Source organism: Streptomyces sp. NPDC002669, assembly GCF_042889165.1.
Taxonomy (GTDB): domain Bacteria; phylum Actinomycetota; class Actinomycetes; order Streptomycetales; family Streptomycetaceae; genus Streptomyces.
The window spans coordinates 150,272-170,607 of record NZ_JBIAQQ010000020.1 but is presented as its reverse complement, the minus strand read 5'-3'; the positions used below and the strand labels follow the sequence as shown (position 1 = coordinate 170,607).

Sequence of the window (20,336 nt, the reverse complement as noted above, 5' to 3'; positions counted from 1 at the left end):
TGGTACTGCAGGGGGGACCCTGTGGGAGAGTAGGACGCCGCCGAACAATCATTCCGGGAAAGCCCCGCACCATAGGTGCGGGGCTTTTCTGCGTTTGCACCCAGATTCAGGGCTGACCTGGTGTCATCACCCTTGTGGCCGGGCTCTGTTCGGGGCCGGCCACTGCGCTGCCCGGCCTGCGGTTCGTGCCGTACGAAGGGTGGTGCGGGGGATGACGCGGGGCGTGCCGACGCCCGTTGAGAGCCCGTCAGGGGCGACTGCGATCAGTGGTTTTGAGCATCCCCGAGTTCAGGGTATGCTTTATCTCGTTGCACAGCGCAGCAGGCCCCAATAGCTCAGTCGGTAGAGCGTCTCCATGGTAAGGAGAAGGTCTGCGGTTCGATTCCGCATTGGGGCTCTGGCAAAACGAAAGGCCCCCGCCATCAGGCGGGGGCCTTTCGCGTTGAACGGCTCAGAAGAACTCCGGGGAGACCACGGTCTCCTCGCGCAGCACCAGAACCGCCAAGGGTCAGGCGGTAGGCGGTTCGGGGACGCGCATGGCGAGGATGGCCATGTCGTCCGAGGCCGGCTCGGCGGCGAAGCGCTCGACGGCCCGCAGGACGCGTGCCGCCACCGCGCCCGCCGTCAGACCGGTGCACGTGGCCAGGACGTCCGCCAGGCCGTCGTCGCCCAGCATGCGGGAGCCCTCGCGGCGTTCCGTGATGCCGTCCGTCACGCACAGCAGGACATCGCCCGGAGCGAGGGTGACCGTCTGTTCGTACAGTTCGAGATCCTCGATGACGCCCAGCAGGGGCTGCGGCTCGGCGGCCGACTCGACCGAGCCGTCCTGGCGCAGGCGCAGCGGCAGCGGGTGTCCCGCGCAGACCACCTTCAGGAGGGCGCTGCCGTCCTCCTGGGGCCACAGCTCGCCGTACAGAAGGGTGAGGAAGCGGCTGCGGGCACCCTCGTCCAGGATGGCGGCGTTCAGCCGCTCCAGGACGGCGGGGCCGCCGAAGCCCTCGCGGGCCAGGAGACGCAGGGCATGGCGGGCGAGGCCCGTCACGGCAGCGGCCTCCGGGCCCGTACCGCAGACGTCGCCGATGGCGAAGCCGTAGGCGCCGTCACGGATCGGGAAGACGTCGTAGAAGTCGCCGCCGACCTCGTTGCCCTCGCCCGCCGCGCGGTAGATGACCTCGATCTCGACATTGGGGACCTCGGGCAGGCCCGGCGGCAGCAGGCTGCGCTGCAGGGACTGGCTGATCGCCATGCGCTCCGAGTACAGGCGGGCGTTGTCGAGGGCGAGGGCGGCCCGCCGGGACAGGTCCTCGGCCAGTTCCAGGATCTCCTGGCGGAAGTGGTCGTCGGAGGGCTTCCCGAGCGTGAGCATGCCGATGACGCGGTTGCGGGCGACGAGCGGCAGGACCACCGTCTCCCCGCCCACCGCGGCCGCGGTGGCGAGCGTCATGCGGATGCCGGAGCCGAGGCTGCCCGGCTCGCCGAGCCTGCCGGTCTCACCGAGCCCGAGCGTGCGCATCGAAGTGCGCATGGCGGCCTGGTGGGCGGCCTCGGAAGGGGCCGTCCAGACACGGGCGCCGGGAGTCGGCACGGGGTCCGGGGGAGCGATCCTGGAGAGAAGGGCCTTGAGGCCGTCGATGCGCTCCTCGTCCTCGTGCAGCACATAGGAGAGGTAGGGCTCCGACGCCTGGTCGGCGATCGTGTAGACGGCGCACCAGGTGGCCAGTGTGGGGACCGTCATCTGGGCCATCAGCGCCAGGGTCTGGTCCCGGTCGAGGGTGCCGGCGAGTAGATCGGACGCCTCGACGAGGAAGGACAGGGAACCCCGGCGGAGGCGTTCCAGCTCGCCCAGGCGGGCCGACTCGACGGCCAGCGCGATGCGGTCGGCGGCGAACTGGAGACGCAGCGCCTCCTCGTTCGAGTAACGTCCGGCGGCCTCGGCGGCGACCCCCAGGGAGCCCGTGAGCCGGCCCTCGACCTTCAGCGGCACGGTGACGACGGAACGCATTCCGGTGCCGTTGAGCAGAGGGACCGCGCCCGGGACGTTGTCGAGGTCCTCATGGACGGCGGGCATCCGGGCGGAACCGTACCGGCCCGTTCCGGCCTCCACCGGCACCCGGGCGAAACGCTGGCGGGCCGAGGGCAGGCCCGTGGTGGCCCGTACCTCCAGCTCCGTCTCGTCGTCCGTGGCCAGCAGCAGGAAGGCCGAATCGGCGTCCAGCATGTCGCGTGCCCGCTCGACCGTGCGCTGGAGCAGGCCGTCGAGGTCGTCCGGGGCGGGGGAGCCGATGAAGATCTCGAACGGGTCGGTCTTGCCGCTCTCCACGTTCACGTCGGACACCGGCGTGCGGGCCGGGGACTGGAGCACGGCGCGTTCGTAGTCGCGGACCAGGAGACAGACGGTGGAGGGCTCGCCATGGGTGTCACGGACCCGCAGGTGCGAGGCGTAGACGGGGACGACACGTCCGTCGGCGCCCCGGATCCCGTAGCTGCCCTCCCAGCGCGAGAGCTGGAGGGCGTCGACGATGCCCGTGTTGGTGCCGGGTGTCTGGGGCCAGGCCGTGAAGTCGGTGAGCTGCTTCCCGGTGACCTGGTCCGCGGCGTGGCCGAAGAGGAACGTGGCGTCCTCGTTCCACGCCGCGATGGAGCCGGAACTGTCGATCTGGATGACGGCGACCCGGACGCGCTCGTCGGCGACCGGGAGCAGGCCCACGGGCAGCAGGGGGCCGGCGGAGCGGATGCCCACCGGGCGTTCGGGAAGGTCGAGCTGGAACCAGACGTGCTTGCGGGCGGGCGAGTACTCCACGCCCCACCGGGTGGCGAGCGCCGCGCAGAGCAGCAGACCGCGGCCGTTCTCCCGGTCCGGCCCGGCGAAGTCGGGCCCCGTGCTCTGGAGCGGGATCTCGCGTTCCGGATAGTGGTCGGAGACCTCGATCCGGACGCCGTCCTCGGTACGCAGGCACAGCACGTCCGCAGCGGTGCCCGCGTGGATCACGGCGTTGGTCACCAGCTCGCTGGTGAGGACGACCGCGTCGTCGACGACATCCGCGTAGCCCCACCCCTGGAGGGTGTCCCGGACGAAGGCACGGGCGGTCGCGACGGAGCGCCCGACCGGGTCGAAGGTGGCGGCCGCACGCGCGGTGATCACAGCACTCCCCATATGGTGTCTCGTCGCTTCCCCGAGTCCTGTGCCCGTTTCTCGCCGCTTCGATTCGCCTGCCAGGCTAGACGCTCGGCCTCGGTGACGGGTACACGAGGGCCGACTTCGGGCAGGACCGGGCAGGAACGGACAGGTGACCGAACAAGTGTGGGCTTTTGGCCAGGGGGACGGGGGACAGCCCCCGGAGGTTGCCCCCCACCCGTATCGCGCCTGGTACGTTTCAACGATTTGACGTCCGCATGGTCACCCGTCGACGGTGGGCAGTGGCGATGAGCCGAAGAAGAACTGGGCAAGTTCCCAGACAAGACCCGAGCTATACGGTCAACCCCTGCGGGAGGGACACGGTGGAGTCTGGCGTGGCGGCGCGGGGAACGAGTACGCGCACAAAAGGCGGACAGTCCGTGAAGAAGCAGCGCAATGGAACCATCGACGTCGATGCGGCGGCACTCAACAGGCTGTTGGCGGGCCTGGTGGCGATGCGCGACGGCAATTTCCGCAGGCGACTGACCGTCTCGGGCGACGGCCCGATGGCGGAGATCGCGGCGGTCTTCAACGAGGTCGCCGACCGCAATCTTCACCTCACCAACGAGCTGGCCCGGGTGCGGCGGGTGGTGGGGCGCGAGGGGAAGCTCACCGAGCGGCTGGAGACCGGCGCCTGCGAGGGCTCCTGGGCCGCCGCGATCGACGCCTCCAACGCCCTGGTCGATGATCTGGCCCGCCCGGTCTCGGAGGTCGGGCGGGTGCTGTCGGCGGTGGCCGACGGTGATCTCGAACAGCGGATGGAGCTGCGGACGCACACGGCCGACGAGACGGTGCGGCCGTTGCGGGGCGAGTTCCTCAAGGTCGCCCGTACGGTCAACAGCCTGGTCGACCAGCTGTCGGCGTTCACCGAGCAGGTGACGCGGGTCGCGGTCGAGGTCGGCACCGAGGGCAAGCTGGGCGGGCAGGCCCAGGTGCGCGGGATGTCCGGGTCGTGGAAGGACCTCACGGACTCCGTGAACACCATGGCGTACCGGCTGACCGCGCAGGTGCGGGACATCGCCCTCGTGACGACGGCGGTCGCCAAGGGCGATCTGTCACGGAAGGTCACCGTCCATGTGGCCGGTGAGATGCTCCAGCTGAAGAACACCGTCAACACGATGGTCGACCAGCTCTCCTCGTTCTCCTCCGAGGTGACGAGGGTCGCCCGCGAGGTGGGCACGGAGGGCGAACTGGGCGGGCAGGCGACCGTGCCCGGGGTGGCCGGGGTGTGGAAGGACCTCACCGACTCCGTCAACACGATGGCCGGGAACCTCACCTCCCAGGTGCGCGGGATCGCCGAGGTCACCACGGCCGTGGCCAACGGCGACCTGACCCAGAAGGTCACGGTGAGCGCCCGCGGCGAGGTCGCGCAGCTGGCCGAGACCATCAACCAGATGACCGACACGCTGCGGATCTTCGCCGACGAGGTGACCCGGGTGGCCAGCGAGGTCGGCGGCGAGGGCCTGCTCGGCGGCCAGGCGAAGGTGCCGGGCGCGGCGGGCACCTGGAAGGACCTCACCGACTCGGTGAACACGGTCTTCCGGAACCTGACGACCCAGGTGCGCGACATCGCGCAGGTGACCACGGCGGTGGCCAACGGCGACCTGTCGCGGAAGGTCACGGTGGACGTGGCCGGCGAGATGCTCCGGCTGAAGAACACCGTCAACACGATGGTCGACCAGCTCCAGGCCTTCGGTTCTGAAGTGACCCGGGTGGCCCGTGAGGTCGGCATCGAGGGGCGGCTCGGCGGCCAGGCGGAGGTGCCGGGCGCGGCGGGGACGTGGAAGGACCTCACCGACTCGGTGAACGCGGCGTTCCGCAACCTCACCGGGCAGGTGCGCGACATCGCGCAGGTGACGACCGCGGTGGCCAACGGCGATCTGACGCGGAAGGTCACCGTCGATGTCGCGGGCGAGATGCTGGAGCTGAAGAACACCGTCAACACGATGGTGGCGCAGCTCTCCTCGTTCGCCGACCAGGTGACGCGGATGGCGCGCGACGTGGGCACGGAGGGACGCCTCGGCGGCCAGGCCGAGGTGGACGGCGTCTCCGGCACGTGGAAGGACCTCACCGACTCCGTCAACTTCATGGCGGGGAACCTGACCTCCCAGGTGCGCCAGATCGCCCAGGTGACCACGGCGGTGGCGCAGGGCGACCTGTCGCAGAAGATCGACGTGGACGCGCGCGGCGAGATCCTGGAGCTCAAGAACACCATCAACACCATGGTCGACCAGCTGTCCGCCTTCGCCGAGCAGGTGACCCGGGTGGCCCGCGAGGTGGGCACCGACGGGCGGCTCGGCGGTCAGGCGCAGGTGCCCGGCGTGGCCGGTGTGTGGCGCGATCTCACCGACTCCGTGAACGGGATGGCCGGCAACCTCACCGCCCAGGTCCGCAACATCGCGCAGGTCGCCACGGCGGTGGCGCGGGGCGATCTGTCGCAGAAGATCGACGTGGACGCCCGGGGCGAGATCCTGGAGCTCAAGAACGTCCTCAACACGATGGTGGACCAGCTCTCGAACTTCGCCGAGCAGGTCACCAGGGTGGCCCGCGAGGTGGGCACCGAGGGCATCCTCGGCGGCCAGGCCGAGGTGCAGGGCGTGTCCGGTACGTGGAAGGACCTCACCCAGTCCGTCAACGGCATGGCGAACAACCTGACCCTTCAGGTCCGCAACATCGCCGAGGTCACCACCGCGGTCGCCAACGGCGACCTCTCCAAGAAGATCACCGTCGATGCCAAGGGCGAGATCCTCGAACTGGTCACGACCGTCAACACGATGGTCGACCAGCTGCTGAACTTCGCCGACGAGGTGACCAGGGTGGCCCGTGAGGTGGGCACGGAGGGCATCCTCGGCGGTCAGGCCCGGGTGCGCGGCGCGACCGGCATCTGGAAGGACCTCAGCGACAACGTCAACCTGATGGCCAACAACCTGACCAGTCAGGTGCGCAACATCTCCCGGGTCTCGTCCGCCGTCGCCAACGGCGACCTGACGAAGAAGGTCACCGTCGAGGCGCGCGGCGAGGTCGCCGAACTGGCCGAGACCGTCAACACGATGGTGAAGACGCTGTCCTCGTTCGCCGACGAGGTGACCCGGGTCGCCCGCGAGGTGGGCACGGAGGGCGAGCTGGGCGGCCAGGCGCAGGTGTCGGGCGTCTTCGGCACCTGGAAGGACCTCACCGAGTCGGTGAACTCGATGGCGTCCAACCTGACCGGTCAGGTGCGCCAGATCGCCGCGGTGACCACGGCGATCGCCAAGGGCGACCTCACCAAGAAGATCGACATCGACGCGCGCGGCGAGATCCTGGAACTGAAGAACACCATCAACACGATGGTCGACCAGCTGTCCTCGTTCGCCGAGCAGGTGACCCGGGTGGCCCGAGAGGTGGGCACGGAGGGGCAGTTGGGCGGCCAGGCCCGGGTCCGGGACGTCGACGGCACCTGGCGCGACCTGACCGAGTCGGTGAACGAGATGGCCGGCAACCTCACCCGTCAGGTGCGGGCCATCGCGGCCGTCGCCACGGCGGTGACCCGGGGCGATCTCAACCTGAAGATCGACGTGGACTCGGCGGGCGAGATCCAGGCCCTGCAGGACAACATCAACACGATGATCGCCAACCTGCGCGACACCACGGCGACCAACAAGGAACAGGACTGGCTCAAGGGCAACCTGGCCCGGATCTCCGGCCTGATGCAGGGGCGCCGCGACCTCGACGACGTGGCCTCGCTGATCATGAGCGAGCTGACCCCGGTGGTCTCCGCGCAGCACGGCGCGTTCTTCCTGGCGATGCCCACCGGCGACACCGAGGCGGTGGGCGTCGACAGCGACGAGGACAACGCGTACGAGCTGCGGATGAGGGGCAGTTACGGGTACTCGGCGGGCTCGATGCCGACGTCCTTCCGGCCCGGCGAGACGCTCATCGGCACGGCCGCGGAGGAGAAGCGGACCATCCAGGTGGACAACGTCCCGCCGGGGTACCTGAAGATCTCCTCCGGTCTCGGCGAGGCGCCGCCCGCGCATGTGATCGTGCTTCCGGTGCTCTTCGAGGGGAAGGTCCTCGGTGTGATCGAGCTGGCGTCGTTCCAGCCGTTCACCCACATCCAGCGGGACTTCCTCAACCAGCTCGCCGAGATGATCGCGACGAGCGTCAACACCATCAGCGTCAACACGAAGACCGAGAAGCTCCTCGAACAGTCGCAGAAGCTGGCCGAGCAGCTCCGCGACCGGTCCAAGGAGCTGGAGAACCGGCAGAAGGCGCTCCAGGAGTCCAATGCCGAGCTGGAGGAGAAGGCCGAACTGCTGGCCCGGCAGAACCGCGACATCGAGGTCAAGAACACCGAGATCGAAGAGGCCCGGCAGGTCCTGGAGGAGCGCGCGGAGCAGCTCGCCGTCTCGATGCGCTACAAGTCCGAGTTCCTTGCGAACATGTCGCACGAACTGCGTACGCCGCTCAACTCGCTGCTCATCCTGGCCAAGCTGCTCGCGGACAACGCCGAGGGGAACCTCTCCCCGAAGCAGGTGGAGTTCGCCGAGACGATCCACGGGGCCGGTTCCGACCTGCTCCAGCTGATCAACGACATCCTCGACCTGACGAAGGTCGAGGCGGGCAAGATGGACGTCAGCCCGACCCGGATCGCGCTGGTCCAGCTGGTCGACTACGTGGAGGCGACCTTCCGGCCGCTCACCGCGGAGAAGGGGCTCGACTTCTCCGTACGGGTCTCGCCGGAGCTCCCCGCGACGCTGAACACGGACGAGCAGCGGCTGTTGCAGGTGCTGCGCAACCTGCTGTCCAACGCGGTGAAGTTCACCGACAGCGGGGCGGTCGAGCTGGTCATCCGGCGCGCCGACAAGGACGTCCCGAACGCGATCCGGGAACAGCTCCTGGAAGCCGGCTCGCTGACCGAGGCGGACGCCGGGCTGATCGCCTTCTCGGTCACCGACACGGGCATCGGGATCGCCTCCAGCAAGATGCTGGTGATCTTCGAGGCGTTCAAGCAGGCGGACGGCACGACCAGCCGCAAGTACGGCGGTACGGGGCTCGGGCTGTCCATCAGCCGGGAGATCGCCCGGCTGCTGGGCGGTGAGATCCACGCGGCGAGCGAGCCGGGCCGCGGTTCGACGTTCACGCTCTACCTGCCGCTGCACCCGGTCGGGCCGTCGCCGCAGGGGTACCCGCAGATCGGCCCCGGAGAGGCCGGGGAGTCCGGTGCCGGGGCCGCGGAGGGCGCGCTCCCGGCGATCGGCTCCGGGCCGGACCGGACGACCACCGCGCCGGAGCCGTCCGGTGCGGCCGGGGTGGCGCCGTACCGCCGCAGGAGCGCGGGCGCGGTGGAGCGCCGCCCCGCCCTGCCGCCGCGGACCGCCGCGCCGGCGACCGAGCCGGAGCCGTGGGCGCTCGCCGGGCAGGAGGAGCCGGAGGTCCGCAGGACGTTCCGGTTCCGCGGCGAGAAGGTGCTGATCGTCGACGACGACATCCGCAACGTCTTCGCGCTCACCAGCGTCCTGGAGCAGCACGGCCTCACGGTGCTCTACGCGGAGAACGGCCGGGTGGGCATCGAAGTCCTGGAGCAGCACGACGATGTGACGGTCGTACTGATGGACATCATGATGCCGGAGATGGACGGCTACGCCACGACTGCGGCGATCCGTCGGATGCCGCAGTTCGCCGGGCTGCCGATCGTCGCGCTGACCGCGAAGGCGATGAAGGGGGATCGGGAGAAGGCGATCGAATCCGGCGCTTCCGACTACGTCACCAAGCCTGTCGATCCTGATCACCTTCTCTCCGTCATGGAGCAGTGGATGCGAGGAGAGTGATCGTTGGTGGCGAGAAATGTGATGAGTCGCTGATCGGTTGTGCTCGTAGGGGTGTGAGGGCGCGGCATACGGGGAACCTTCTGGTCTCCCGCCGCGTTTCTTCTGCGTGCACAGTGACATCGCGGTGACAGGGTGTGGCGACGGTCGGGGTGCGGCTACCATGACCGGCACAAGGACGGACGGCGCAAGGGAGTCGTCCCCTGGGGCGGCGCCCGGTGCGATTCCGGGGCGAGGAGGACGGGCCATGGTGCAGAAGGCCAAGATCCTCCTGGTCGATGACCGGCCGGAGAATCTGCTGGCGCTGGAGGCCATCCTCTCTGCGCTCGATCAGACACTGGTACGGGCATCGTCAGGGGAGGAAGCGCTCAAAGCGCTGCTCACGGACGACTTCGCGGTCATTCTGCTGGACGTCCAGATGCCGGGCATGGACGGTTTCGAGACCGCCGCGCACATCAAGCGGCGGGAGCGGACCCGGGACATCCCGATCATTTTTCTCACCGCGATCAACCACGGTCCGCACCACACCTTCCGGGGTTACGCGGCGGGTGCGGTGGACTACATCTCGAAGCCGTTCGACCCGTGGGTGCTGCGGGCCAAGGTCTCGGTCTTCGTCGAGCTGTACACGAAGAACTGCAAGCTGCGTGAACAGGCGGCGCTGCTGCGGCTCCAGCTGGAGGGCGACACCGGCGCGGACGACCAGGACAGGGAGCCCGCCGGACTGCTGGCCGAGCTCTCGGCGCGGCTCGCGGCCGTCGAGGAGCAGGCCGAGGCGCTCTCCAAGCAGCTGGACGACGAGTCCGCGGACGCCGCGGCGGTGGCCACCGCCGCTCATCTGGAGCGCAAGCTGACCGGGCTGCGCCGGGCGCTCGACGCCCTGGAGCCCGGCACGGGGAGCGGCAGCCCGCTTCCCTCCTGACGCCGTACGCGCGGGGCCGCGGCCGTAATCGTCGGTGAGCGGCCCGAGCGCGTCGTGCGGCGGCGTACGGGCGGCTCGTGCGGCACGACTTCCGGCCGGGGAAGGGTGGTTGCCGGGACTCCGGCCCAACTCGCCTTCCTGGTCGGCCGTTCCCCCGCGCGGAAAAAATGCGGAACTCGATCCTCCGGCAGTGAGGCCGCGTCAGTTCGCGTCCTCCAGGGAGCGACACGGACGGGTGAAGCGGCAGGCACACGTGTTCACGGCTGTCGACACAGGTAACCTCGGCACCATGGCCTCACGTACGTCCGGCAAGGGTTCCCAGGGCACGGCGGGCACCGCGAAGCGCGCCGGCCGTACCCCGGGGCCGGCCAGGAAAGCCGCCCCGGCGAAGAAAGCCGCGCCCGCGAAGAAAGCCGCCGCGAAGAAGACCGCGCCCGCGAAGAAGGCACCCGCCAAGAAGGCGGCGGCCAAGAAAGCCGCCGCTCCCAAACCCGCGCCGTCGCCCACCGCCGGTGTGTACCGCGTGGCGCGCGCCCTCTGGCTCGGCGCGGCCCACGCCGTCGGAGCGATGTTCCGCGGCATAGGACGCGGAGCCAAGGGGCTCGACCCCGCGCACCGCAAGGACGGTGTCGCGCTGCTGCTGCTCGGCCTCGCCCTCGTCGTCGCCGCGGGCACCTGGTCGAACCTGCGCGGCCCCGTCGGCGACCTCGTCGAGATGCTCGTCACCGGCGCCTTCGGCAGGCTCGACCTGCTCGTGCCGATACTGCTCGGCGCCATCGCCGTACGGCTGATCCTCTACCCGCAGAAACCCGAGGCCAACGGCCGCATCGTCATCGGGCTGTCCGCCCTGGTCGTCGGGGTGCTCGGACAGGTACACATCGCCTGCGGCGCGCCCGGTCGGGACGACGGCACCACCGCGATGCAGGACGCCGGCGGACTCATCGGCTGGGCGGCCTCCAAACCGCTGATCCACACGATGGGCGAAGTCCTCGCCGTTCCCCTGCTGCTCCTGCTCACCGTCTTCGGGCTGCTGGTCGTCACCGCCACCCCGGTGAACGCCATCCCGCAGCGCCTCCGGCTGCTCGGCACCAGGCTGGGCCTCATCCACCCGGTGCACGAGCCCGAGGAGGACGAGGAGAACGACGACGAGCGCTACGACGAGCAGTGGCGCGAGGCACTGCCCGCCCGCTCCCGCCGTTCCACGGCACGCCGCTCCGAGGCGTCCGCCGAGTACGACCCCGACCAGGCCGAGGCCGAGGCGCTCTCCAGGCGCCGCAAGCCGCGCAAGGCCGTCGACCGGCCCGCGACGAACCGCACCATGGACGCGGTGGACGTGGCCGCCGCCGCGGCCGCCGCGCTCGACGGGGCCGTGCTCAACGGAATGCCGCCGTCGCCGCTGGTCGCCGATCTCACGCAGGGCGTCTCCGTCGAGCGCGAACGCCAGGGGACACCGGTGCCCGGCGCCAGGGAGGGCGACCCCTCCTTCGGAGGGGGGAAGCAGGAGAAGCGGCCGACGCCCCCGGGCGGCGTGCCCGACCTGACGAAGTCCGTCCCCGACTCGCAGTCCCAGCCACTGCCGGCCCGCGCCGAGCAACTCCAGCTCTCCGGCGACATCACCTACTCGCTGCCCTCGCTCGACCTGCTGGAACGCGGTGGCCCCGGCAAGACCCGCAGCGCCGCCAACGACGCGATCGTCGCCGCGCTGACGAACGTCTTCACCGAGTTCAAGGTCGACGCCGCCGTCACCGGCTTCACCCGCGGCCCGACGGTCACGCGGTACGAGGTGGAGCTCGGCCCCGCGGTGAAGGTCGAGCGGATCACCGCGCTCGCCAAGAACATCGCGTACGCGGTCGCCAGCCCCGACGTCCGGATCATCTCCCCGATCCCGGGCAAGTCCGCGGTCGGCATCGAGATCCCCAACACCGACCGGGAGATGGTCAACCTCGGCGACGTGCTGCGCCTGGCGGACGCCGCCGAGGACGACCACCCGATGCTCGTCGCGCTCGGCAAGGACGTCGAGGGCGGCTACGTGATGGCCAACCTGGCGAAGATGCCGCACGTGCTGGTGGCCGGTGCGACCGGTTCCGGCAAGTCGTCCTGCATCAACTGCCTGATCACCTCGATCATGGTGCGGGCGACCCCGGACGACGTCCGCATGGTCCTGGTCGACCCCAAGCGCGTCGAGCTGACCGCGTACGAGGGCATCCCGCACCTGATCACGCCGATCATCACCAACCCGAAGCGCGCCGCCGAGGCGCTCCAGTGGGTCGTGCGGGAGATGGACCTGCGGTACGACGACCTCGCCGCGTTCGGGTACCGGCACATCGACGACTTCAACCAGGCCGTCCGCAACGGCAAGGTCAAGCCGCCGGAGGGCAGCGAGCGCGAGCTCTCGCCCTACCCGTACCTGCTGGTGATCGTCGACGAACTCGCCGACCTGATGATGGTCGCGCCGCGCGACGTGGAGGACGCCATCGTCCGCATCACCCAGCTGGCCCGCGCCGCCGGCATCCACCTGGTGCTGGCCACCCAGCGGCCCTCGGTCGACGTCGTCACCGGGCTGATCAAGGCGAACGTGCCCTCCCGGCTCGCCTTCGCCACCTCCTCGCTGGCCGACAGTCGGGTCATCCTGGACCAGCCCGGCGCGGAGAAGCTCATCGGCAAGGGCGACGGCCTGTTCCTGCCCATGGGGGCCAACAAGCCCACCCGCATGCAGGGCGCCTTCGTCACCGAGGACGAGGTCGCGGCCATCGTCCAGCACTGCAAGGACCAGATGGCCCCGGTCTTCCGCGACGACGTCGTGGTGGGCACGAAGCAGAAGAAGGAGATCGACGAGGACATCGGCGACGACCTCGACCTGCTCTGCCAGGCCGCCGAACTGGTCGTCTCCACCCAGTTCGGCTCCACCTCGATGCTCCAGCGCAAGCTGCGGGTCGGCTTCGCCAAGGCGGGCCGGCTGATGGACCTGATGGAGTCGCGGAACATCGTCGGACCGAGCGAGGGATCCAAGGCCCGCGACGTCATGGTGAAACCGGACGAGCTGGACGGGGTGTTGGCGCTGATTCGCGGGGAAACCGCCCAGTAGTGGAAGTACGGGCAACCGTTTCGCCGGGTCGTACGTCAACTTGAGGGGAAGGGCGGCAGAATTGTCCTTCCCAGGGTGGTCCGGCAGATTCGGGGCGATGTTCGATTCCGATGGAGGACAAAGTCCTTCCTCCCGGTTGCCCCACCCTTTCGTACCCCCCCTAGACTGAACACCCAGCAGGTGGCTCACGCTCGAAAGGCGCCCCCGTGTCCATCGGCAACTCCCCCGAAGACGACCGGCCTTCGATCGGTCGAGTGCTTCAACAGGCTCGTATCGCCGCAGGTCTCACGGTCGAAGAGATCAGCACGTCCACCCGGGTGCGCATCCCCATCGTGCACGCGATCGAAGCGGACGACTTCTCCCGCTGCGGCGGCGACGTCTACGCCCGCGGCCATATCCGTACGCTGGCCCGCGCCGTCCGGCTCGATCCGGAACCGTTGGTTTCGCAGTACGACGCCGAGCACGGCGGCCGTCCCGCGCCCACGCCCGCGGCACCGCTGTTCGAAGCCGAACGCATCCGTTCCGAACCCCGTCGGCCCAATTGGACGGCGGCCATGGTCGCGGCGATCGTCGCCGTCGTCGGTTTCGTCGGCTTCACCGCCTTCAAGGGCGGCGACGACGACACCTCGGCCACCCAGGTCGCCGAGGGCTCGACGCCCGACAAGAAGACCCCCGCCCCGAAGACCGGCAAGCCCGTCGATCCCAAGCCGGAACCGTCCGACAGTGCCATCGCCGCGGCCCCCAGGGACAAGGTGACCGTGCGGCTCAGCGCCAACCAGGGCAAGAGCTGGATCTCGGCCAAGGACCACAACGGCCGGCTCCTCTTCGACGGTCTGCTGCTCCAGGGCCAGTCCAAGACCTTCCAGGACCAGGAGCGGGTCGACCTCGTTCTCGGGAACGCCGGTTCGATCGAGCTCTTCGTGAACGGCAAGAAGGTCGAGGACGAGTTCCAGCCCGGCCAGGTCGAACGGCTCTCGTACACGAAGGGCGACCCCGCGGTCGGCTGACACGTATACGACCGTACTTTCGGGCGCCGTCCGTATCCGGCGGGCACCCGGCCGATGGCCGGGTGCCCGCCGCTTTCGTCACCCGGAGCGACGGTGCAACCCTGCGCGGCAGGGCCAGTGCCGGGACAAAGTAGTCTTGAGTCCATGCCCGAACGCCGTACCGTCGCCCTTGTCACCCTTGGCTGCGCCCGTAACGAGGTGGACTCGGAGGAGCTTGCAGGCCGCTTGGCAGCGGACGGCTGGGAGCTCGTCCAGGATGCCTCCGACGCGGATGTCGCCGTCGTCAACACATGCGGATTCGTCGAAGCCGCCAAGAAGGACTCCGTCGACGCCCTGCTCGAAGCGAACGATCTGAAGGACCACGGCAGAACCCAGGCCGTGGTCGCCGTCGGCTGTATGGCCGAGCGCTACGGCAAGGACCTCGCCGAGGCACTGCCCGAAGCGGACGGAGTGCTCGGCTTCGACGACTACGCCGACATCTCGGACCGCCTCCAGACCATCCTCAGCGGCGGCGTCCACGCCTCGCACACCCCGCGCGACCGCCGCAAGCTGCTGCCGATCAGTCCGGCCGAGCGGCAGGACGCGGCCGTGGCGCTGCCGGGGCACTCCCAGGAGGCCGCTCCGGCCCCCGAGGACCTCCCCGAGGGCGTGGCCCCCGTCTCCGGCCCCCGGGCGCCCCTGCGCCGACGGCTGGGCACCAGCCCCGTCGCCTCCGTGAAGCTCGCGTCCGGCTGCGACCGCCGCTGCTCCTTCTGCGCGATTCCGTCCTTCCGCGGGTCCTTCATCTCGCGACGCCCCTCGGACGTGCTCCAGGAGACCCGCTGGCTGGCCGAGCAGGGCGTCAAGGAGGTGATGCTGGTCTCCGAGAACAACACCTCCTACGGCAAGGACCTCGGCGACATCCGGCTGCTGGAGACGCTGCTGCCGGAGCTCGCCGACGTCGAGGGCATCGAGCGGATCCGGGTCAGCTACCTGCAGCCGGCCGAGATGCGGCCCGGCCTCATCGACGTACTGACCTCGACGCCCAAGGTCGCGCCCTACTTCGACCTGTCGTTCCAGCACTCGGCTCCCGGCGTGCTGCGGGCGATGCGGCGCTTCGGGGACACCGACCGGTTCCTGGAGCTCCTGGACACCATCCGGAGCAAGGCCCCCCAGGCCGGTGCCCGCTCCAACTTCATCGTGGGCTTCCCCGGCGAGACCGAGGCCGACCTCGCGGAGCTGGAACGCTTCCTCACCGGCGCCAGGCTCGATGCCATCGGCGTCTTCGGCTACTCCGACGAGGAGGGCACCGAGGCGGTCGGCTACGACAACAAGCTGGACGCCGACGTCATCGCGGAGCGGCTCGCGCACATCTCGCAGCTGGCCGAGGAGCTCACCTCGCAGCGCGCCGAGGAGCGCCTCGGGGAGTCGCTCCAGGTGCTGGTCGAGTCCGTGGACGACGAGGACGGAGCGGTGGGGCGCGCGGCGCACCAGGCTCCCGAGACGGACGGGCAGGTGCTCTTCACCACACGCGAGGGCCTCGTCCCCGGCCTTATGGTCGAGGCAAAGGTCGTGGGCACCGAAGGAGTGGACCTGGTGGCCGAGTGTTCCGAACTCGTGGAGGCGGCCAGATGACGGGAGCCCCGGCATCCGCGGCAGGCGGAGCCGGCGCGAAGCCGGTCCGCGGCGGCAAGCTGGGCGCGGCGGCCGTGAATCAGGCCAGCCTGTGGAACATCGCCAATCTGCTCACCATGCTGCGGCTGGTCCTGGTGCCCGGCTTCGTCATGCTGCTGCTGCACAACGGCGGGTACGACCCGGCCTGGCGGTCCTTCGCCTGGGCGGCCTTCGCCATCGCCATGATCACCGACCTGTTCGACGGCCACCTGGCACGTACGTACAACCTGGTTACCGACTTCGGGAAGATCGCCGACCCGATCGCGGACAAGGCGATCATGGGCGCGGCGCTGATCTGCCTGTCGTACCTCGGGGACCTGCCCTGGTGGGTCACGGGCGTCATCCTCTTCCGCGAGCTCGGCATCACGCTGATGCGTTTCTGGGTGATACGGCATGCGGTGATTCCGGCCAGTCGCGGCGGGAAGATGAAGACCCTGGCGCAGGGAACGGCCGTCGGGATGTATGTTCTGGCGCTGACCGGTCCGCTCGCCACCCTGCGCTTCTGGGTGATGGCGGTGGCCGTCGTGCTGACGGTCGTCACCGGACTCGACTACGTGCGTCAGGCCGTCGTGCTGCGCCGTCGGGGACTCGCGGCCGAGCGGGCGGAAGCCGCGCGGGCCGCCGGGGCCCGGAGCGGCCGGGACTCGGCGGAGGCCGAGCGGTGACTGCCGCGGCCCGGGTGCTGGAGCTGCTCACGGGGCGGGGCGAGACGCTTGCCGTCGCCGAGTCGCTGACCGGCGGTCTGGTGGCGGCGGAGCTGACGTCCGTGCCCGGAGCCTCGCGTTCCTTCCGCGGGTCCGTGACGGCGTACGCGACGCCCCTGAAGCGGGACGTGCTGGGCGTCGACGGCGCCCTGCTGGCGGAGCGCGGGGCGGTCGACCCGGAGGTGGCACGGCAGATGGCGATCGGTGTGCGCCGTGTTCTGGGGGCGGACTGGGGAATGGCGACCACCGGGGTCGCGGGCCCCGATCCGCAGGACGGCAAGCCCGTCGGCACGGTCTACGTGGCGGTGGCCGGGCCGGACGGCGCGGAGAAAACGGCCGCGCTGCGATTGAACGGCGGGCGGGCGGACATCCGTAAAGAGAGCGTGCGCAGCGTGCTCGTATTGCTGTCCGCCGAACTCGGCAAGAATGCAATGGCACAGGATACGGAACAGAACGGGGGGAATTGATGTTTGCAGCCCTGAGTGAACACGACATCGCTCCCCGCACGGCCGCGGCGCAAGGCGGTACGGTGGGGCGTGAAGGATGCGGCTACGCGGTCCGAGGAGGGAGCCACCGATGATTCTGCTCCGTCGCCTGCTTGGTGACGTGCTGCGTCGGCAGCGCCAGCGCCAAGGCCGTACTCTGCGCGAAGTCTCCTCGTCCGCCCGAGTCTCGCTCGGCTATCTCTCCGAGGTGGAGCGGGGGCAGAAGGAGGCATCCTCCGAACTGCTCTCCGCCATTTGCGACGCGCTTGATGTACGGATGTCCGAGCTCATGCGTGAAGTGAGCGATGAACTGTCGCTGGCCGAACTGGCCGAGTCGGCAGCAGCCAGTGATCCGGTCCCCGTACCGGTGCGGCCAATGCTCAATTCCGTCTCCGTGACGTCGGTGGCAGGTGTGCCGACGGGTCGGGTGACCATCAAGGCGCCCGCAGAAGCGGTGGATGTCGTCGCCGCCTGATCCACCCGGTCGGGCCTGGCGTCGAAGCCCCGGCCGTCCCCTGGAGGGACGGCCGGGGCTTCTGCATTTCTCCGCACTCCTGCCGGGCATTCTCCGTGTGCTCGCCGGGACGCGGGCGGTTTCGGCGGCCGACGGGGCGGGTTCTTTCCGGGGCGGGGGCGGGGAGATTTCCGCGTGACCGATTTGTGGCACTCGTTCCCTCGTGGGTGAATGTTCGGGACGAGGGAGCCCGCTGAGCCGGGGACGGCCCGTGCCGCCCGCTCGCGTGCAGGAGTCTGCACCGGCTCCGCCCCGTCCGGGTGCAGGATCCTGCACCCGTCCCGCTGCGCCCCGCTCCGTCCGGAACGGCGTGGAGCGCTGCCGCTATCTCCAGAAGGAGTCGTAATGGTCGACGAAGGCGCCAAGGACAAGATCAAGGGCAAGGCCAAGGAAGCCATGGGCAAGATGACCGGCGACCAGCGCAAGCAAGCCGAGGGCAAGATGGACCAGGCCAAGGGTCAGGCCAAGAGCGCCATGAGCGACGCCGAGAAGCGGGCGAAGGACATGAAGGGCTCCCTTCGCGACGACGAGCGCTGACCACATCTGCCGAGCCCCCACCCGACGCGGTGGGGGCTCGGTGGTGCCGGGGGCGGCTCCCGCACGGTCCCGGGGCGGGTGGCCGGGCTTGTTCTGCGCGGGCGAGGCGGCGCGGCCCGTCCCGGAGCGGATGCGGTGCGGGCGGCGTCGGGTGAGACTGCGGAGAACGGGACGGAAACGGGCCGTACGGGCCGGGGTCGCTGTGGAGACGTTCGCTCCGGTCCCGGATCGAAGACGCTCGGCCGTGACCGGGCGCGGCGTGCTTCGGTTTTTCCGGGACCCTTCGGGACCTCGGGTTCCGGGACTCTCCGGGGCTTCGGCTCCGGCGCTTCGGCTCCCGGGCTCCCGGACGAGAGCGCGCAACGGTCCGCGGCCGCGAACGGGGCGCCGGTGGTGCGCCCCGATGCGCCCTCCCGTCGATGAACGCGCCGCACTAGGTTCGGCCGGAGGAGGCAGCCATGGTACGGCGATGGGTGCCGGCGCTCGTTCTCGGCGGGGTGTGGTGGTGGGCCGTGCTGCGGCTCTTGCTGGAACCGGCCCATGCGGGGCTCGTCGAGGGCGCGGTGGCGGCGGGCGGGTGGGGTCTGAGCCTGCTGCCCGTGCACGTGGCCGCGGCCGCCCGGTCGGCGGGGATGCGCAGGGCCGGTGGACGCGTGGTCCCGGGCGCCCCCGGCGCCGAGGACGTGGGCGAGGGCCTGGGGCGGTGGCCGGCCGCCGCGGTGCGGTGGGCGCGGCACTGGCACGCCGTGGGGGTGCGGTACGCGGTGCGCGGCCGCCGTGTCACCAGGGCATGGCTACGCCGCCGTTCGGGCGGAGGATCTGGCCGGTCATGAAGGCCGACGCGTCGGAGACGAGATGAAGCACGGTGTGGGCGACGTCCTCGGGTTCGCCGACTCTTCCGAGCGGTGAGATCCGTGCCATCGCGGCCTCCGTCCGGTGCTGTTGCTCCGCGTCGTGGCGGGCCGTCATGGGGGTGCGGATCCAGCCCGGGGCGACGGCGTTGACCCGGATGCCGTGCGGCCCCAGCTCGGTCGCGAGGGTCCTGGTCAGCTGGACGACCGCCGCCTTGGCCGCGCTGTAGCAGAGCAGCCCCGGAGCGGCGGCGTCGACCGCCCCCGAGGCCATGGTGACCAGGGAGCCCGGCGCGCCGCGTGCGATCATGCCGCGCGCCGCTTCCCGGCAGGCGTACAGAACGCCCTTGAAGTTGACCGCGAGCACGCGATCGAGGTCCTCGTCCGAGGTGTCGAGGACACTGCTCGTGTGCATGACCCCGGCGACGGCGACCAGGATGTCCAGGTCGCCCGAGGTGGCCACCGCCGCGCGGACCCGGTCGCTGTCGGTGACGTCGAGGACATGGGTGCGGGACGTGCCGTCCGCCGTGGTGATCAGGTCCCGGGTCTCCGCCAGGCCCTTCTCGTCGAGGTCGGCGCAGTGCACGGTGGCGCCCGCAGCGGCGAGCAGGAGGGCGCAGGCGCGGCCGATGCCGCTCGCGGCGCCGGTGACGAACGCGGTGCGGTCCGTGAGGTCGTACGCGATGCGAGGCATGTCCGGACCGTACGACCAGATCTGACGATCCGTCAATTAGTGGTACGGGGTTCCCGGGCGCTCCTCAACCCGTGGGGCCCGACTGGCAGCGCGGACACCAGTAGGTGGGGCGGGTGCCCTGATCCGCGACGCGGACGGGGGTGCCGCAGCGCAGACAGGGGCGGTCGGCCCTGCCGTAGACCCAGAGCCGTTCCCTCGGGCCCTGCCCGCGTGGCGCGGTCCGGGTGGTCGTGGTGGTACGCACGGGGCGGGTGCGGTTGGCTTCGAGGAGCTGTTTGGCCGTGGTGACCAGACGGGCGGCGACGGGGGCGGGCAGCTCTCCGGCCGGGAGCCAGGGGGTGACGCGGGCGAGAAAGCACAGCTCGGCCTTGTAGATGTTGCCGATTCCGGCCAGATTGCGCTGGTCCAGCAGGGCTTCCCCGAGGGGCCGGCCGGGGTCGGCGAGCAGATTGCGCAGTGCCTTCTCGGGGTCCCAGTCGGGCCCCAGCAGATCGGGACCGAGATGGCCGACGGCCTTCTCCTCGTCCCGGGTGCGGAGGAGTTCGAGCACGGGCAGCCGGTAACCGACCGCGGTGTGCCGCGCGTTGGCGAGGACGGCGCGGATCTGGTGGGCGGGGCCGCCGCGCCAACGTTCGCCCGCGGCGTGGACGCGCCAGGCCCCGTCCATCCGGAGATGGCTGTGCAGGGTGAGCCCGCCCTCGAAGCGGATGAGGATGTGCTTGCCGCGCGAAACGGCGTCCAGCACCGTCCGCCCGGTGAGGTCGGCGGTGGCGAACCGGGGCACACGCAGGTCGAAACGGGTCAGGGGCCGGCCGGCGAGCGCGGCGCGCAGACGCTCGGCGGTCTGCAGGACGGTGTCTCCTTCGGGCATGCCTCCATGATGCGGGGCGCACTTCCGCGGCCGG

At 70.3% G+C, this 20,336-nt stretch carries 13 protein-coding genes and 1 tRNA gene; 11 read left to right on the top strand and 3 right to left on the bottom strand.

Annotation, left to right across the window (positions count from 1 at the left end; all coding sequences use genetic code 11):
- The first annotated feature begins 324 nt into the window (after nt 1-324).
- Nucleotides 325-397, top strand: a tRNA-Thr gene (locus ACFYW1_RS27015).
- 111 nt (nt 398-508) lie between these two features.
- On the opposite strand, the gene ACFYW1_RS27010 is transcribed toward ACFYW1_RS27015, so the two are convergent.
- Nucleotides 509-3,142: a SpoIIE family protein phosphatase gene (locus tag ACFYW1_RS27010; protein WP_388998388.1), complete on the bottom strand. Its 2,634-nt coding sequence runs from the start codon at nt 3,140-3,142 to the stop codon at nt 509-511.
- A 413-nt stretch (nt 3,143-3,555) separates the two neighbouring features.
- On the opposite strand from ACFYW1_RS27010, the gene ACFYW1_RS27005 reads away from it, so the two are divergent.
- The 10 genes from ACFYW1_RS27005 (at nt 3,556) to ACFYW1_RS26960 (ending at nt 18,719) form a co-directional block, all read left to right on the top strand.
- On the top strand, nt 3,556-8,985 hold the full coding sequence (locus ACFYW1_RS27005) for a HAMP domain-containing protein (protein WP_388998385.1): 5,430 nt from the start codon (nt 3,556-3,558) through the stop codon (nt 8,983-8,985).
- 244 nt (nt 8,986-9,229) lie between these two features.
- The gene (locus ACFYW1_RS27000) at nt 9,230-9,901 is read left to right on the top strand and encodes a two-component system response regulator (RefSeq protein ID WP_148839729.1); all 672 of its coding nucleotides are present in this window, start codon (nt 9,230-9,232) and stop codon (nt 9,899-9,901) included.
- A gap of 289 nt (nt 9,902-10,190) precedes the next feature.
- Nucleotides 10,191-12,986, top strand: a complete 2,796-nt coding sequence (locus ACFYW1_RS26995) for a DNA translocase FtsK (protein ID WP_388998382.1) — start codon at nt 10,191-10,193, stop codon at nt 12,984-12,986.
- 206 nt (nt 12,987-13,192) lie between these two features.
- Nucleotides 13,193-13,993 carry a helix-turn-helix domain-containing protein gene (locus ACFYW1_RS26990; protein ID WP_388998379.1) on the top strand — a complete coding sequence of 267 codons (801 nt, stop codon included), beginning with the start codon at nt 13,193-13,195 and terminating at the stop codon, nt 13,991-13,993.
- A gap of 144 nt (nt 13,994-14,137) precedes the next feature.
- On the top strand, nt 14,138-15,607 hold the full coding sequence (gene rimO / locus ACFYW1_RS26985) for a 30S ribosomal protein S12 methylthiotransferase RimO (RefSeq protein WP_388998376.1): 1,470 nt from the start codon (nt 14,138-14,140) through the stop codon (nt 15,605-15,607).
- On the top strand, nt 15,604-16,311 hold the full coding sequence (pgsA, locus tag ACFYW1_RS26980; RefSeq protein WP_388998373.1) for a CDP-diacylglycerol--glycerol-3-phosphate 3-phosphatidyltransferase: 708 nt from the start codon (nt 15,604-15,606) through the stop codon (nt 16,309-16,311). The genes rimO and pgsA overlap by 4 nt, the downstream gene beginning before the upstream one ends.
- Nucleotides 16,308-16,817 (top strand): CinA family protein, encoded by a 510-nt coding sequence (locus ACFYW1_RS26975; RefSeq protein ID WP_388998370.1) that lies wholly within the window; start codon nt 16,308-16,310, stop codon nt 16,815-16,817. The genes pgsA and ACFYW1_RS26975 overlap by 4 nt, the downstream gene beginning before the upstream one ends.
- A gap of 109 nt (nt 16,818-16,926) precedes the next feature.
- Nucleotides 16,927-17,310, top strand: a complete 384-nt coding sequence (locus tag ACFYW1_RS26970) for a helix-turn-helix domain-containing protein (RefSeq protein ID WP_018105285.1) — start codon at nt 16,927-16,929, stop codon at nt 17,308-17,310.
- A 384-nt stretch (nt 17,311-17,694) separates the two neighbouring features.
- The gene (locus ACFYW1_RS26965; protein ID WP_356936211.1) at nt 17,695-17,886 is read left to right on the top strand and encodes a CsbD family protein; all 192 of its coding nucleotides are present in this window, start codon (nt 17,695-17,697) and stop codon (nt 17,884-17,886) included.
- A gap of 458 nt (nt 17,887-18,344) precedes the next feature.
- Complete coding sequence (locus ACFYW1_RS26960; RefSeq protein ID WP_388998365.1) at nt 18,345-18,719, top strand: hypothetical protein; 375 nt, start codon at nt 18,345-18,347, stop codon at nt 18,717-18,719.
- Here the strand turns inward: ACFYW1_RS26960 and ACFYW1_RS26955 are convergent.
- Nucleotides 18,667-19,431, bottom strand: a complete 765-nt coding sequence (locus ACFYW1_RS26955) for an SDR family NAD(P)-dependent oxidoreductase (RefSeq protein WP_388998362.1) — start codon at nt 19,429-19,431, stop codon at nt 18,667-18,669. The two genes, ACFYW1_RS26960 and ACFYW1_RS26955, sit on opposite strands and share 53 nt — an antisense overlap.
- 64 nt (nt 19,432-19,495) lie before the next feature.
- Complete coding sequence (locus ACFYW1_RS26950; RefSeq protein WP_388998359.1) at nt 19,496-20,302, bottom strand: DNA-formamidopyrimidine glycosylase family protein; 807 nt, start codon at nt 20,300-20,302, stop codon at nt 19,496-19,498.
- Nucleotides 20,303-20,336 lie beyond the last annotated feature (34 nt).

Coding starts and splice junctions, on each gene's coding strand:
- ACFYW1_RS26955 (WP_388998362.1), bottom strand. CDS start 19,431: ATGCCTCGCATCGCGTACGACCTCACGGACCGCACCGCGTTCGTCACC.
- ACFYW1_RS26965 (WP_356936211.1), top strand. CDS start 17,695: ATGGTCGACGAAGGCGCCAAGGACAAGATCAAGGGCAAGGCCAAGGAA.
- ACFYW1_RS27000 (WP_148839729.1), top strand. CDS start 9,230: ATGGTGCAGAAGGCCAAGATCCTCCTGGTCGATGACCGGCCGGAGAAT.
- ACFYW1_RS26960 (WP_388998365.1), top strand. CDS start 18,345: ATGGTACGGCGATGGGTGCCGGCGCTCGTTCTCGGCGGGGTGTGGTGG.
- rimO (WP_388998376.1), top strand. CDS start 14,138: ATGCCCGAACGCCGTACCGTCGCCCTTGTCACCCTTGGCTGCGCCCGT.
- ACFYW1_RS26970 (WP_018105285.1), top strand. CDS start 16,927: ATGATTCTGCTCCGTCGCCTGCTTGGTGACGTGCTGCGTCGGCAGCGC.
- pgsA (WP_388998373.1), top strand. CDS start 15,604: ATGACGGGAGCCCCGGCATCCGCGGCAGGCGGAGCCGGCGCGAAGCCG.
- ACFYW1_RS26995 (WP_388998382.1), top strand. CDS start 10,191: ATGGCCTCACGTACGTCCGGCAAGGGTTCCCAGGGCACGGCGGGCACC.
- ACFYW1_RS26950 (WP_388998359.1), bottom strand. CDS start 20,302: ATGCCCGAAGGAGACACCGTCCTGCAGACCGCCGAGCGTCTGCGCGCC.